Source organism: Streptomyces narbonensis (genome assembly GCF_014649015.1).
Lineage (GTDB): Bacteria > Actinomycetota > Actinomycetes > Streptomycetales > Streptomycetaceae > Streptomyces > Streptomyces narbonensis.
This window is the reverse complement of record NZ_BMSF01000010.1, coordinates 292716-306576: the sequence shown is the minus strand read 5'-3', so window position 1 is coordinate 306576 and position 13861 is coordinate 292716. Positions and strand designations below refer to the sequence as shown.

Annotated in this window: 12 protein-coding genes; 9 read left to right on the top strand and 3 right to left on the bottom strand. The window is 72.9% G+C overall.

Annotated features, from left to right (window positions below; genetic code table 11):
• Window positions 1-58 precede the first annotated feature (58 nt).
• The 4 genes from IE124_RS21355 (at window position 59) to nudC (ending at window position 6852) form a co-directional block, all read left to right on the top strand.
• Window positions 59-925 carry a hypothetical protein gene (locus tag IE124_RS21355; protein WP_189509486.1) on the top strand — a complete coding sequence of 289 codons (867 nt, stop codon included), beginning with the start codon at window positions 59-61 and terminating at the stop codon, window positions 923-925.
• Window positions 926-1011: 86 nt separating this feature from the next.
• Window positions 1012-4422, top strand: coding sequence for an ATP-dependent helicase (locus IE124_RS21350; RefSeq protein WP_189509485.1), 3411 nt, complete (start codon window positions 1012-1014; stop codon window positions 4420-4422).
• A 10-nt stretch (window positions 4423-4432) separates the two neighbouring features.
• Window positions 4433-5851, top strand: coding sequence for a dipeptidase (locus IE124_RS21345; protein WP_189509484.1), 1419 nt, complete (start codon window positions 4433-4435; stop codon window positions 5849-5851).
• 35 nt (window positions 5852-5886) lie between these two features.
• Window positions 5887-6852, top strand: a complete 966-nt coding sequence (gene nudC, locus IE124_RS21340) for an NAD(+) diphosphatase (protein WP_229832649.1) — start codon at window positions 5887-5889, stop codon at window positions 6850-6852.
• 84 nt (window positions 6853-6936) lie between these two features.
• On the opposite strand, the gene IE124_RS21335 is transcribed toward nudC, so the two are convergent.
• Window positions 6937-7179, bottom strand: a complete 243-nt coding sequence (locus IE124_RS21335; protein ID WP_189509483.1) for a mycoredoxin — start codon at window positions 7177-7179, stop codon at window positions 6937-6939.
• A 147-nt stretch (window positions 7180-7326) separates the two neighbouring features.
• Between IE124_RS21335 and IE124_RS21330 the strand changes: the two genes are divergently transcribed.
• From IE124_RS21330 to IE124_RS21310, 5 genes are all read left to right on the top strand, one after another.
• Entirely contained in the window at window positions 7327-9504 is a 2178-nt protein-coding gene (locus IE124_RS21330; protein WP_189509482.1) for an ATP-dependent DNA helicase UvrD2, read from the top strand.
• Window positions 9505-9680: 176 nt separating this feature from the next.
• Window positions 9681-10007: a hypothetical protein gene (locus IE124_RS21325; protein WP_229832667.1), complete on the top strand. Its 327-nt coding sequence runs from the start codon at window positions 9681-9683 to the stop codon at window positions 10005-10007.
• 172 nt (window positions 10008-10179) lie between these two features.
• Window positions 10180-10548, top strand: a complete 369-nt coding sequence (locus IE124_RS21320; RefSeq protein ID WP_189509481.1) for a WhiB family transcriptional regulator — start codon at window positions 10180-10182, stop codon at window positions 10546-10548.
• The gene (locus tag IE124_RS21315; RefSeq protein WP_189509480.1) at window positions 10545-10868 is read left to right on the top strand and encodes a putative WhiB-interacting protein; all 324 of its coding nucleotides are present in this window, start codon (window positions 10545-10547) and stop codon (window positions 10866-10868) included. The genes IE124_RS21320 and IE124_RS21315 overlap by 4 nt, the downstream gene beginning before the upstream one ends.
• Window positions 10869-10982: 114 nt before the next feature.
• Window positions 10983-11165, top strand: coding sequence for a hypothetical protein (locus tag IE124_RS21310; RefSeq protein WP_189509479.1), 183 nt, complete (start codon window positions 10983-10985; stop codon window positions 11163-11165).
• 21 nt (window positions 11166-11186) lie between these two features.
• On the opposite strand, the gene IE124_RS21305 is transcribed toward IE124_RS21310, so the two are convergent.
• Together IE124_RS21305 and IE124_RS21300 are read right to left on the bottom strand one after the other, a co-directional pair.
• Complete coding sequence (locus IE124_RS21305) at window positions 11187-12548, bottom strand: ABC1 kinase family protein (RefSeq protein ID WP_189509478.1); 1362 nt, start codon at window positions 12546-12548, stop codon at window positions 11187-11189.
• 41 nt (window positions 12549-12589) lie between these two features.
• Entirely contained in the window at window positions 12590-13738 is a 1149-nt protein-coding gene (locus IE124_RS21300) for a TOMM precursor leader peptide-binding protein (RefSeq protein ID WP_189509477.1), read from the bottom strand.
• Window positions 13739-13861: the final 123 nt, after the last annotated feature.

Here is a 13861-nt window from a genome sequence, read left to right as displayed (position 1 = left end):
ACGCGCGCGTGGGGCGACCCTGGTGGACAGGGGCCGGGGAATCCGCGAGGAGGCTCGCATGGCGTCCCACCGAAAGCTCCGCGCCGCAGCCGTCGTCTGTGCCGCCGTCGCCGTCGCGGGACCCGCGTCCGCGGCGGCCTGGGCGGCGCCCCCGACAGCGGCCGGGGCGGCGGTCCAGGAGGCCGCACCCCTCGCGTTGGCGCTCGCCCCCTCCCCCTCACCGGATCCCTTCGCGGACCTCACCCCGGAGGAGATCGCGGACCGGGCGGTCACCGCCACCCAGTCCGCGACCTCGCTCCGCATGACGGGCCGGGTCGTGACCGACGGCGAGGCGCTGGACATCGACTTCGCCGTCAACGAGCGCGACGAGTGCACCGGCCTGATGAAGATCGGCGGCGGCACCTCCGAACTGCGCCGCGTCGACGACTTCACGTACATGAAGGGCGACGAGGCCTTCTGGCGCGTCTCCATGGCCGGCCAGGGCGTGCCCGAGGGGCAGATCGACGCCACGATCGAGCTCGTCAAGGGCCGCTGGCTGAAGATCGCCCCGGGGCAGGCGGGCGCCAGTGACCTCAGCGAGGTCTGCGACCTGGAAGGCCTCCTCGCCTCCCTGGACGAGGAGAAGGGGGCGCCGGGCGACCTGAAGCGCGGGCCCGACGGCGAGGTGGACGGCACCCCCGTCGCGACGCTCGTGAAGAAAGACACCGGCGACGAGACGAGCGCCGAGGAGACGGCCGCACCCGAGACCACCACCGTCTCCGTCTCCCAGGAGGGAAAGCCGTACATCCTCAAGATCGACAAGACGGGCGGCGAGGAACCCGGCTCCATGACGCTCTCCGAGTTCGACGAACCCGTGGACGTGACCGTCCCGCCCGCCGACGAGACGGTGGACCTGTCGAAGCTGGACGAGGGCACGAGCGCGTGATCCGGACCACAGCGTGAGCCGCGCCCGGCCGGTCGGGGATCCCGCGCGCGGCCGCACTGTCGGTGGGCCGCGTTAGCCTCTTTGAGGTGACCGCACACCTCACCGACCCCGAGCAGCTCAAGGAGCTCCTCGGCATCCCGTTCACCCCGGAGCAGACGGCCTGCATCACCGCGCCGCTCGCCCCGCAGGTCGTCGTGGCCGGAGCCGGCTCCGGCAAGACGACGGTCATGGCCGCCCGCGTGGTCTGGCTGGTCGGTACGGGACAGGTCGCCCCCGAGCAGGTCCTGGGCCTCACCTTCACCAACAAGGCCGCCGGCGAACTCGCCGAGCGCGTCCGCACCGCCCTCGTCCGAGCCGGGGTGACCGATCCCGACGTCATCGACCCGGACGAGCCCCCCGGCGAGCCCCGCATCTCCACGTACCACGCCTTCGCCGGACAGCTCCTCACCGACCACGGCCTCCGCATCGGTCTGGAGCCCACCGCCCGGCTCCTCGCCGACGCCACCCGCTACCAGCTCGCCGCGCGCGTGCTGCGCGAGGCCCCCGGCCCGTACCCGGCGCTGACCAAGTCCTTCCCGACCCTCGTCACCGACCTCCTCGCCCTCGACGGCGAGCTCGCCGAGCACCTCGTACGGCCCCGGGACCTCAGGGCGTACGACTCCGAGCTGCTGACCACGCTCGCCGGCGCCAAGCTCAGCAACGCCGAACTGCGCAAGATCCCCGAGGCCACCGCCGCCCGTCGCGAGCTGCTCGACCTCGTCGTCCGCTACCGCGCCGCCAAGCGCTCCCGCGACCTGCTCGACTTCGGCGACCAGATCGCCCTCTCCGCCGAGCTCGCCACCACCCGGCCCGAGGTCGGGGCCCTGCTGCGCGAGGAGTTCCGGGTCGTCCTCCTCGACGAGTACCAGGACACCTCCGTCGCCCAGCGACTGCTGCTCTCCGGCCTCTTCGGCCAGGGCCCCACCGGCATCGCCACCGGACACGCGGTCACCGCCGTCGGCGACCCCTGCCAGGCCATCTACGGCTGGCGCGGTGCCTCCGTCGCCAACCTGGACGACTTCCCCGAGCACTTCCCGCACGCCGACGGCACCCCCGCGAGCCGCTACTCGCTCTCCGAGAACCGGCGCAGCGGCGGCCGGCTCCTCGACCTCGCCAACGGCCTCGCCGCCCCCCTGCGCGCCATGCACGCGGGCGTGGAGGCCCTGCGCCCCGCGCCGGGCGCCGAGCAGGACGGCAGCGTCCGCATCGCGCTCCTCCCCACCCACGCCGAGGAGATCGACTGGCTGGCCGACTCCCTCGCCCACCTCGTCCGCACCGGCCGAGAGCCCGGTGAGATCGCCGTCCTGTGCCGGACCGCCACCGACTTCCCCGCGATCCACGCCGCGCTCGTCGCCCGTGACGTGCCCGTCGAGGTCGTCGGCCTCTCCGGCCTCCTCCACCTGCCCGAGATCGCCGACCTCGTCGCCGTCTGCGAGGTCCTCCAGGACCCGGGGGCCAACGCCTCCCTCGTCCGCCTCCTCACCGGCCCCCGCTGGCGGATCGGCCCCCGCGACCTGGCCCTCCTCGGCCGCCGCGCCCGCCTCCTCGTTCACCGCGGCGCCGGCGACCCGGACCCCGAGCAGCGGCTCGCCGCCGCCGTCGAGGGCGTCGACCCGGCGGAGGTCGTCTCGCTCGCCGACGCGCTCGACACCTTCCTGGACTCCGGCGGCGCCGCCGACGACGGCCTGCCCTTCTCCGCCGAGGCCCGGGTCCGCTTCGCCCGCCTCGCCGCCGAGCTGCGCGCCCTGCGCACCTCGCTCGCCGACCCGCTCATGGACGTCCTGCACCGGATTCTCGCCGCGACCGGCCTGGAGGTCGAGCTCTCGGCCTCCCCGCACGCGCTGGCCGCCCGCCGCCGCGAGACCCTCTCGAACTTCCTGGACATCGCCGCCGGCTTCGCCTCCCTCGACGGCGAGGCGAGCCTGCTCGCCTTCCTCGGCTTCCTGCGCACGGCGGTCCAGTTCGAGAAGGGCCTCGACAACGCCCTCCCGGGCGGCGAGAACACGGTGAAGGTCCTCACCGCCCACAAGTCCAAAGGCCTGGAGTGGGACGTCGTCGCCGCCCCCGGTCTCGTCGCAGGAGCGTTCCCGAGCGCCCGCGCCCGAGAGGCCTGGACCTCGCAGCCCCAGGTGCTCCCGCACGCCCTGCGCGGCGACGCGGAGACGCTGCCGGGGATCGACTCCTGGGACGCCAAGTCCCTCACGTCGTTCAAGAACGCCATGCGGGACCACCAGCACACGGAGGAGCTCCGCCTCGGCTACGTCACCTTCACGCGCCCCCGCTCCCTCCTCCTCGGCTCGGCCCACTGGTGGGGCCCGTCCCAGAAGAAGCCCCGGGGCCCCTCGGCCTTCCTCCAGGCCCTGTACGAACACTGTGAGGCCGGCCACGGCGACATCGAGTCCTGGGCGGAAGAACCGGAACCGGACACGGAGAACCCGTCCCTGGCGGAACCGGACCGTGACCGGGCCTGGCCACTGCCACTGGACGCGGAGTCCTTCAGGCGCCGCCAGGAGGCGGCGGGTCTCGTCCGCACCGCGTTGTGGGCATACGTTCCGCAAGGCGGAACGGGTGGGCACAACGCCCCCAGCGCAGCGCCCCACCGCTCGGAACCGTTCCCCCAGGACCACTGGCCCGAGGAGGAGGAACCCTTCTGGGACGAAGAGACCCTCCCGGAGGACCTCCACAAGGACGCGGTCCCGCCGCCGAGGGAGCCCGAGGCGCCCTCGGAGGAGCCGTACAACCACCTCACCCCCGAGGACGCCCGCACCATCGCCTCCTGGGACCGCGACCTCACCGCGCTCACCACCGAACTCCGCCGCGCCCGCGCGACGACCCGGGACGTCCTGCTGCCCGCCTACCTGTCCGCCTCCCAGGTGCTGCGCCTCGCCGCCGACCCCGACGGCTTCGCCCAGGACCTGGCCCGCCCCATGCCCAAGCCGCCGCAGCCCGCGGCCCGCCGGGGCACCCGCTTCCACGCCTGGGTGGAGTCCCGCTTCGAGGAGCTGCCGCTGCCGTTCCTCGGCCCGGAGGAGCTGCCCGGCGGCGAGGACTTCGCCGGAGAGCCCGAGATCCTCGACGAGCGGGACCTCGACTCCCTCAAGGAGGCCTTCGGCCGCACGCCGTACGCCCACCGCTCCCCGTACCGCGTCGAGGTCCCCGTCCACCTCACGCTCGCGGGCCGGGTCGTCCGGGGCCGGATCGACGCCGTCTACCGGGACCCGGACACCGGCGCGTACGAGATCGTCGACTGGAAGACCAGCCACCACCGCACCGCCGACCCCCTCCAGCTCGCGATCTACCGGCTCGCCTGGGCCGAGCAGCACGGCCTCGCACCCGAGGACGTCACGGCCGCCTTCGTCTACGTCCGGACGGGTGAGGTCGCCCGCCCCGCCCGCCTGCCGGGGCGTGCGGAGCTGGAGGCCCTCCTCCTTGCCGAGGCACCCCCCGGCGCCGGATAGGCTCGGAGGCATGAGCGAGACCCCGGACAGCGCCGTCCACGCCGTGCGTACGTACATCGAGCAGCATCGCGCCACCTTCCTCGGCGACCTCGCCGAGTGGCTGCGCATCCCCTCCGTCTCGGCGCAGCCGGACCGCGCCGGGGACGTACGCCGCAGCGCCCAGTGGCTCGCCGCCAAGCTCACGGAGACCGGCTTCGCCACGGTCGAGGTGTGGGAGACGGACGGCGCCCCGGCGGTCTTCGCCGAGTGGCCGTCCGGAGACCCGGACGCCCCGACGGTCCTCGTCTACGGCCACCACGACGTCCAGCCCGCGGCCCGCGAGGACGGCTGGCACACGGAGCCCTTCGAGCCGACCGTCATCGACGGCCGGATGTACGCGCGGGGCGCCGCCGACGACAAGGGGCAGGTGTTCTTCCACACACTCGGGGTCCGCGCACACCTCGCCGCGACCGGCCGCACCGCCCCCGCCGTCAACCTGAAGCTGATCGTGGAGGGCGAGGAGGAGTCCGGTTCGCCGCACTTCCGCGAGCTCGTCGAGACCCACGCCGAGCGGCTCGCCGCCGACGCCGTGATCGTTTCCGACACCGGCATGTGGTCCGAGACGACCCCCACCGTGTGCACCGGCATGCGCGGGGTCGCCGACTGCGAGATCGAGCTGTACGGCCCCGACCAGGACATCCACTCCGGCTCCTTCGGCGGTGCCGTGCCCAACCCGGCCACCGTCGCCGGCCGGATCGTCGCCGCCCTCCACGACGAGACCGAGCGCGTCGCGATCCCCGGCTTCTACGAGGGCGTCACCGAGCTCTCCGACGCCGAGCGCGCCCTCGTCGCCGAGCTCCCCTTCGACGAGGACGCCTGGCTGCGTACGGCCAAGTCCCACGGCACGCTCGGCGAGGCCGGCTTCACCACCCTGGAGCGGGTCTGGGCCCGCCCCACCGCCGAGGTCAACGGCATCGGCGGCGGCTACCAGGGCCCCGGCGGCAAGACGATCGTCCCCGCCTCCGCCCAGCTGAAGCTGTCGTTCCGGCTGGTCGCCGGCCAGGACCCGGGCAAGATCGAGCTCGCCGTACGGGACTGGCTGTCCGGGCTCGTCCCCGCCGGCATCCGGTACGAGATCGTCTTCGGGGCCCCGACCCGCCCCTGCCTCACCCCCCTCGACCACCCCGCCCTCAAGGCCGTGGCCGGGGCCATGAGCCGCGCCTTCGACGGTGCCAAGGTCCGCTACACCCGCGAGGGCGGCTCGGGACCGGCCGCCGACCTCCAGGACGTCCTGGACGCGCCCGTACTGTTCCTGGGCATCTCCGTCCCGTCCGACGGCTGGCACGCCCCCAACGAGAAGATCGAGCTCGATCTCCTCATGAAGGGCGTCGAGACCACGGCTCACCTGTGGGGCGACCTGCCCGCCGCCCTCCACACCGCCGCGCGCTGAACCCACACACCGATCCGGGGGAGCTGGAAGCACCTGTGAGCAACTTGAAGCACGCGTCAACGGTCGGGCCGGACCGGCCGGACCGCCCGATCTCGCTGACCGCACCGACCGGCATCGACCGGGCTGCTCACCACCGCCTCGACGAGGCGTGGCTGGCGGCGGCCTGGAGCCACCCCACGACCCGGGTCTTCGTGGTCTCCGGGGGGCAGGTGCTCATCGACGACCGGCCCGACGGCACCACCGAGCTCGTCATGACCCCGGCGTTCGAGGCCCCGGTCACCGAGACCCACCGCTACTTCCTCGGCACGGACGCCGACGGGGTGTCGTACTTCGCGCTCCAGAAGGACTCCCTGCCCGGCCGCATGGACCAGTCCGCCCGGCCCGCGGGGCTGCGCGAGGCGGGCCTGCTGCTCTCGGACCGGGACGCGGGCCTCATGGTGCACGCCGTCGCCCTGGAGAACTGGCAGCGGCTCCACCGCTTCTGCTCGCGCTGCGGCGAGCGCACCGTCATCGCCGCCGCCGGGCACATCCGCCGCTGCCAGGCCTGCGGCGCCGAGCACTACCCGCGTACCGACCCGGCGGTCATCATGCTGGTCACGGACGACCAGGACCGTGCCCTGCTGGGCCGCCAGGTGCACTGGCCGGAGGGCCGCTTCTCGACCCTGGCCGGCTTCGTCGAGCCCGGCGAGTCCATCGAGCAGTCGGTGGCGCGGGAGGTCTTCGAGGAGGCCGGCGTCACGGTCGGCGAGGTCGACTACATCGCCAGCCAGCCCTGGCCCTTCCCGTCCAGCCTCATGCTGGGCTTCTTCGCCCGCGCCACCTCCTCGGAGATAAACGTGGACGGCGAGGAGATACACGAGGCCCGCTGGTTCTCCCGCGAGGACCTCGCCGCCGCCTTCGAGTCCGGTGAGGTGCTGCCCCCGTACGGCATCTCGATCGCCTCCCGGCTGATCGAGCTCTGGTACGGCAAGCCGCTGCCGAAGCCGGGCGACGTGGTCTGAGCCGGTCCGCGCGACAGGAAACCCCCGGCCGGGCGTGCCGCCCGCCGGGGGTTTCGTGTGTCCTGGGCCCAGGGTGTCCCGGGCTCAGACGCCGATCTTCTGCTTGACCTGCGCGAGCGAGGGGTTCGTCAGGGTCGAGCCGTCCGGGAAGAGGACGGTCGGCACGGTCTGGTTGCCGCCGTTGGCCTTCTCGACGAACGCCGCCGACTCCGGGTCCTGCTCGATGTTGATCTCCGAGTACGCGATGCCCTCGCGGTCCATCTGGCTCTTCAGCCGACGGCAGTAGCCGCACCACGTGGTGCTGTACATCGTCACAGTGCCCTGCATGACCTGGCGCTCCTCTTGTTCGCGGACGGGTGCCGAGAGGGAGAACGTACGTCCGGGCCGGACCATTCCCCGGATTCGTATGACCGGCGCCGCCCGCCTGTGGACAAGCCGCCGCACCGCGCTCGCCGGACCTGGCAGCATGGACAGGTGACAGCAGCAACGCACTCCACTCTCTTCCCGCAGGTCCCGGAGACGGCCGACGCGGTGCTCGACGGGCTCGACCCCGAGCAGCGCGAGGTCGCGCGGGCCCTGAGCGGCCCGGTGTGCGTGCTGGCGGGAGCCGGCACGGGCAAGACGCGCGCCATCACCCACCGGATCGCGTACGGGGTGCGGGCGGGCATACTCCAGCCCGCCAGTGTGCTGGCCGTCACCTTCACCAACCGCGCCGCGGGCGAGATGCGCGGCCGGCTCCGACAGCTCGGGGCCGGGGGCGTCCAGGCCCGGACGTTCCACTCCGCCGCCCTGCGTCAGCTCCAGTTCTTCTGGCCGAAGGCCGTCGGCGGCGACATGCCCCGGCTCCTGGAGCGGAAGATCCAGCTCGTCGCCGACGCGGCGGCCCGCTGCCGCGTCCGCCTCGACCGGAACGAGCTGCGCGACGTCACGAGCGAGATCGAATGGGCCAAGGTCACCCAGACGGTCCCCGCCGACTATCCGGCGGCGGTCGCCAAGTCCGTCCGGGACGCCCCGCGAGACCCGGCCGAGATCAGTCAGATCTACGCGCTGTACGAGCAGCTCAAGCGCGACCGCTCAGTGATCGACTTCGAGGACGTGCTGCTGCTCACGGTCGGCATCCTCCAGGACCGGCACGACATCGCCGAGCAGATCCGCCGCCAGTACCAGCACTTCGTCGTGGACGAGTACCAGGACGTCTCCCCGCTCCAGCAGCGCCTGCTCGACCTGTGGCTCGGCGACCGCGACAACCTCTGCGTCGTCGGCGACGCCAGCCAGACCATCTACTCGTTCACCGGCGCCACCCCCGACCACCTCCTGAACTTCCGCAACCGCCACCCGAACGCCACGGTGGTCAAGCTCGTCCGGGACTACCGCTCCACCCCGCAGGTCGTCCACCTCGCCAACGGCCTGCTCAGCCAGGCCCGCGGCCGGGCCGCCGAGCACCGCCTGGAGCTGATCTCCCAGCGGGACCCGGGCCCCGAGCCCGTCTACACGGAGTACGCCGACGAACCGGCCGAGGCCGAGGGCACCGCCCGCCGCATCCGGGACCTCATCGCCGCCGGCGTCCCGGCCGGCGAGATCGCCGTCCTCTACCGGATCAACGCCCAGTCCGAGGTCTACGAACAGGCCCTCGCCGACGCAGGAGTGCCCTACCAGCTCCGCGGCGCCGAGCGCTTCTTCGAGAGGCAGGAGGTACGGGAAGCGGGCATCGCCCTGCGTGGCGCGGCCCGCGCCGGCGGAAACGACTCCCTCCTCGACGACGCCGAGGACCTGCCCGCACAGGTCAGGGCCGTGCTCTCCACCAAGAACTGGAGCCCCCAGCCGCCGACCGGCTCCGGCGCCGCCCGCGACCGCTGGGAGTCGCTCGCCGCGCTCGTCCGGCTCGCCGAGGACTTCGCCCGCGCCAAGCCCGGCGCCACCCTCTCCGACCTGGTCGCCGAGCTCGACGAGCGGGCCGCCGCCCAGCACGCGCCGACCGTCCAGGGCGTCACCCTCGCCTCGCTGCACGCGGCCAAGGGCCTCGAATGGGACGCCGTCTTCCTCGTCGGTCTCACCGAGGGCATGATGCCCATCACCTACGCCAAGACCGACGAGCAGGTCGAGGAGGAGCGCCGCCTGCTGTACGTGGGCGTCACCCGGGCCCGCGTCCACCTCTCGCTCTCCTGGGCGCTGTCCCGGGCCCCCGGCGGCCGCGCCTCCCGGCGTCCCAGCCGCTTCCTCAAGGGTCTGCGCCCCGGCTCCGGCTCCCTCGGCTCCGCCACGGCCGCCGCTGCCGGAGGCATCGAGCGCGGTCTCGCCGGCGGCCGCCGCAAGCCGCGCGGCCCGGTCCTGTGCCGGGTCTGCGGGGCGACGCTCACCGAGGCGGGCGCGATGAAGCTCATGCGCTGCGAGGACTGCCCCTCGGACATGGACGAGGGACTCTACGAGCGGCTCCGCGACTGGCGCTCCGAGCAGGCGCGGGAGCTGGCGCAGCCCGCCTACTGCGTCTTCACCGACAAGACGCTCATGGCCATCGCCGAGCGCGTCCCGACCACCGACGGGGAGCTCTCCTCGATCTCCGGCGTCGGCATCCGCAAGCTCGATCGCTTCGGAGCCGACGTCCTGGCCATCTGCGCAGGTGAGGAGGGAGGAGCGGGGGGCGACGAAGTCTGAGGAAAACTCGTCGCGAAAATAGTTTGCGCCCGCCCCGTCAAGCCCCATAGGTTCTTAACCACGGACACGGCGGCTTCTAAGAAGCCCTGTCTTCGTGCTGTACTTGTCCAAATACATATGAGGGTCCGGCTCGCACCCGAGCCCTCCGAGACGCCGAGAGGAGGCGATTCCCCGTGATCAGCAACATCAAGACCAGCACCGCCGGCATTGTCACCGCCGCCAAAATGACCGATCGCTCCATCGCCTCCGCCTGCTCGCTCGGCCTCTCCGGCGCTGCGTTCCTTGGCAGTGGTCTGCCCGTCACCGGTCTGTCCGGTCTCGGCACGTCCGCCATCGAGCGCAATGAGCGACCGACCAAGGCACTGGAAGCAGTAGCAGCCGGCAAGGCCACGGCCTATGCCTTTGCCGCGACCGGTGCCGGAATCCAGCAGCGGCAGACGACGACGCACCACCACATGATGTGGGCCTTCCGTGGGCTCGAACCCTGGAGTGATCCAGTCTGATCCATGATCAGACAGGCGCCTTCAGGGCCGCGGAACCCCACCCGGGATCCGCGGCCCTTCTGTTTGTCCCCGAACGGGGATGACGGAGCGAAGGGGCCTCGGGCAGAAAACACCCGGTACCAGCCGAAAGCCCGGCCAACAGGCCGGAACGACCAGACGAGGAAAGACCACCGTGCAACTCGAAGCGCACGCCCCGTCCGTACCGCCTTCCGATTCGATCTCCCTGCCCGGCTCCACGGAGGACCACGCTTTGACCCCCCTCACCGCGCTCACCGCGCTCGACGACGCCATCGAGAACCTCGGCGTCCCCGTCCCGTGTCGCGCCTACGACCCCGAGGTCTTCTTCGCGGAGTCCCCGGCCGACGTCGAGTACGCGAAGTCCCTCTGCCGGACCTGCCCGCTCATGGCGGCCTGCCTCGCCGGTGCCCAGGAGCGCCGCGAGCCCTGGGGCGTCTGGGGTGGCGAGCTCTTCGTCCAGGGCGTGGTCGTCGCTCGGAAGCGGCCCCGTGGCCGTCCGCGCAAGAACCCGGTCGTGGCATGAGCGCCACCGGAACCATCGACCGCCCCTACACGCACGATCCCCAGAATCAGGCCCCGATGACCTCCTCCGCGATCGAGCCCATCGGCTCCGCGACCCCCGACTTCTCCACCACCGCCGCGCACACCGCGCGTCAGAACAGGATCCGCGAAATGCAACTCATCCCAGAAGCCCTGGCTCGTGCCCATATGCATGAGCTCCAGCGCGAGGCCGAGGCGGAACGTCAGGCCATGCGCCTGGTCGCCGCCCGGCGCATGCAGCGCCGCGCCGAGCGCGTGTCGCTGCGCGCCCGCCGCGCCCTGGCCATGGCCGTCATGAACTAAGGGGTTCCCACCCCGCGCCCTCAGGGGCGCCCCCGCGGGGGCCGGTCCGAACGGACCGGCCCCCGCGGTGCGTTGCCCAGGCCGAGGCGCCTTCGCCGAGCTATCGTCACGAGGGTGAACGACGCCCGTATCCCCGAGGCGCCCCTCGCCTGCGCGCGCTGCGGCAAGACCACCGACACCCTCCCGCTGACCTGGACGTGTTCGGTGGAGAACGGCCGGCGCGAGTACTTCTGCGAGGACTGCGCCCGCGCCAACATCCGAGCGATCGAAGGCCGGCTCGACTCCTCCTGGTGGTGACCGGCCTTCAGTCCGGCGCCCTCAGGACGCGGCCTCGTCGGTGTCCGGCGCGACGAAGCCGGGCAGCCACTCCTCCAGCTCGTCCCGGAGCCGTACCGTCGCGTTGAGCTGGCACAGCACCCCGATGGTGCTCAACGTCACACGGTGTATCAACAGGTACGAGGGCGGCAGGTTGAGCTGCTTGCCCAGCTGGTGGGCGGGGGAGCGGGGGTCGGCGATCCGGGCTGCCTGGGCGCGCAGCCAGCCACGAGTGAAGAGGTACGCCTCCGCCTCGGCCGGCTCGATGATCGGCAGCAGGTACTCGAGGACGGCGTCCGGGTCGAGGGCGACGGATTCTTTGACGAAGCCCTCCGCGCGGAGCAGTTCGTAGACGGTCTCGGCGTCGCCGGCGAGCGTCATCCGCAGACAGACGCCGATCGTCTCCGGCAGTCCGCCCGGAAGCCGGTCCACGGTGCCGAAGTCGAGGACGCCGAGGCGCCAGCTCGCCGGGTCCTCGTCCCCCTCGGCGCCCGGCAGGAGCCGGAAGTTCCCCGGGTGCGGATCGGCGTGCAGCAGGCCGGTGCGCGCGGGACCGGAGAAGAGGAAGCGGGCCAGCAGCTGCCCCGCCCGGTCCCGCTGGTCCGCCGTGCCGTCCGCGATCACCTCCGAGAGCGGGATCCCGTCCATCCACTCGGTCACGAGGACCTGCTCCGACTGGTGCACCACGGCCGGCACGACCACGTCGGGATCGTCCGCGAACACCTCCGCGTGCTCCCGCTGGGAGGCCGCCTCCAGCGCGTAGTCCAGCTCCTCCGAGACCCGGTCCCGCATCTCGGTGATCAGCGGCTTGATGTCCATCCCCGGAACGAGCGGCCCGAGGAGCCGGGCGAAGCGGCTCAGCTGTGCCAGGTCCGAGAGCAGTGCTTCCCCGGCTCCCGGGTACTGCACCTTCACCGCGACCTCGCGCCCGTCGTGCCACACCGCCCGGTGCACCTGACCGATCGAGGCGGCCGCCGCCGGCTTGTCCTCGAACTCCAGGAACAGCTCACGCCAGTTCTCGCCGAGCCGCTCGTCGAGGACCGCGTGGACGGTGGACGTCGGCATCGGCGGCGCCGCGTCCTGAAGCTTCGTCAGCGCCGCCCGGTACGGTCCGGCGACCTCCTCGGGGAGCGCCGACTCGAAGACGGACAGCGCCTGACCCAGCTTCATGGCGCCGCCCTTCAGCTCGCCCAGCACCTTGAACAACTGCTCCGCCGTGCGCTGCTGGAGCTCGCGGGCGACCAGCTCGGCGGACTTGCCGCCGATCCGTTTGCCCAGGCCCCAGGTGGCCCGGCCGGCGAAGCCGAGCGGCAACGCGGCCAACTTGGCGGTCCGGGTGACCGCCTTCCGGGGAAGATCAGACATGCGCCCCTCCAAATCCCAGACTGCCGTGTCGCGCAGGGCTGTTACCCCGCCATTGTGTCCTGCGTCCTTCCGGCTGCCGAGGCGCGCTCCCCTTCCGCGCCGCGCGCCGCCCCGCACGGGCAGTCCGGGTGGGGCCGCAGCCGCTCCGCCCGCCACTCCAGCAGTGGCAGCGACACCTCCCAGCGGGCGCCCGTGCTCGCCGGCAGATCTCCGTCCAGGAAGGCCAGCGCGTGCGCGGCGGCGAGGCCCGCCACGGCCGTGGCCAGCGACAGGTCGCAGGCGGGCAGCGGATGCGGCGCGCCCGAGCGCCACTGGGCGAGGAGCCGGGGCCGGACGGGATCCCGGTCCGTCAGCTCCTCCTGGAGGCAGTGGGCGCAGGCCGTCCCGCCCGGCAGGACGAGCGGCCCGACCGTCCCCGTCGCCTCCAGCACGCCGGCGTACAGGTGGGGTGTGCCGGTGGTGATCCACGGTCCGGCCGGAACGGGGTCCGGGACGTACGCGCCGAGACCGTCGCGCGGTGTCACCACGACGAGTGACAAGCCGGGCGAGCCACGCCCGTCACCCTGCCCGGCCGCTGCACCCGTCGGTCCGGCACGGGTGCCGCCCCGTGCCCAGCGGCGGACCAGGCGCCGGGCCGCCGCCGCCCGGCGCTCGCCGACGGTCTCGGCCGGCAGCCCGCCCGGGGCGGTCTCCCACGGCTCGACCCGGCCGGAGTCCAGCACCTCGACCGTGCCCACGCCCGCCGCGGACAAGAGGGCCGCCACCATCGCCCCCACCCGCCCCGCGCCCCGGACCTGGACGCGCAGGGCCCGCCGGGCCGCCAGCTTCCGCACCGCCCGATCGGGCTCGCGGTGGACGACCGAGAGCGAGGCCAGGTCGGCACGGAGCGGATCGAGCGCCGCGTCCACCACCCCGGACTTACCGGGCCGTCCGGCCGACGCATCAGCGAGGAGGCCGGCCGCCGCCAGCCGGTCGAGGAGCGCCTCCAGATGCCCGTCCGGCAGGCCGAGCGTCCGCGCCTCGGCCCGCAGCAGCTCCGTCCCCCGGGTGCCGTCGAGCAGCGAGAGGAGGTCTCCCGTACCCGCGTCGACCGGGCTCAGCACCACCGCGTGTGCGGGGGTGATCCCGAACTGGACGCACCGCAGACTCCGCCAGGCCCGTCGCAGCGCCGGTTTCACCATCGGATGCATTTCCCCGCCCCCTCCCGACCGTGACCGCATTCAAGATCGACAACGGCCCTTCCGTCGTCCTGAAGCGAGAATGCCCCGCCGCCGCGAACGCCGCCGAAAGTTGTCCACAGGCCGGCGCATTAG

What these genes read in the sequence shown, in the direction of transcription:
- IE124_RS21355 (WP_189509486.1), top strand. Translation starts at nt 59, where the DNA reads ATGGCGTCCCACCGAAAGCTCCGCGCCGCAGCCGTCGTCTGTGCCGCC.
- IE124_RS21345 (WP_189509484.1), top strand. Translation starts at nt 4,433, where the DNA reads ATGAGCGAGACCCCGGACAGCGCCGTCCACGCCGTGCGTACGTACATC.
- IE124_RS21335 (WP_189509483.1), bottom strand. Translation starts at nt 7,179, where the DNA reads ATGCAGGGCACTGTGACGATGTACAGCACCACGTGGTGCGGCTACTGC.
- IE124_RS21315 (WP_189509480.1), top strand. Translation starts at nt 10,545, where the DNA reads ATGAGCGCCACCGGAACCATCGACCGCCCCTACACGCACGATCCCCAG.
- IE124_RS21305 (WP_189509478.1), bottom strand. Translation starts at nt 12,548, where the DNA reads ATGTCTGATCTTCCCCGGAAGGCGGTCACCCGGACCGCCAAGTTGGCC.
- IE124_RS21300 (WP_189509477.1), bottom strand. Translation starts at nt 13,738, where the DNA reads ATGCATCCGATGGTGAAACCGGCGCTGCGACGGGCCTGGCGGAGTCTG.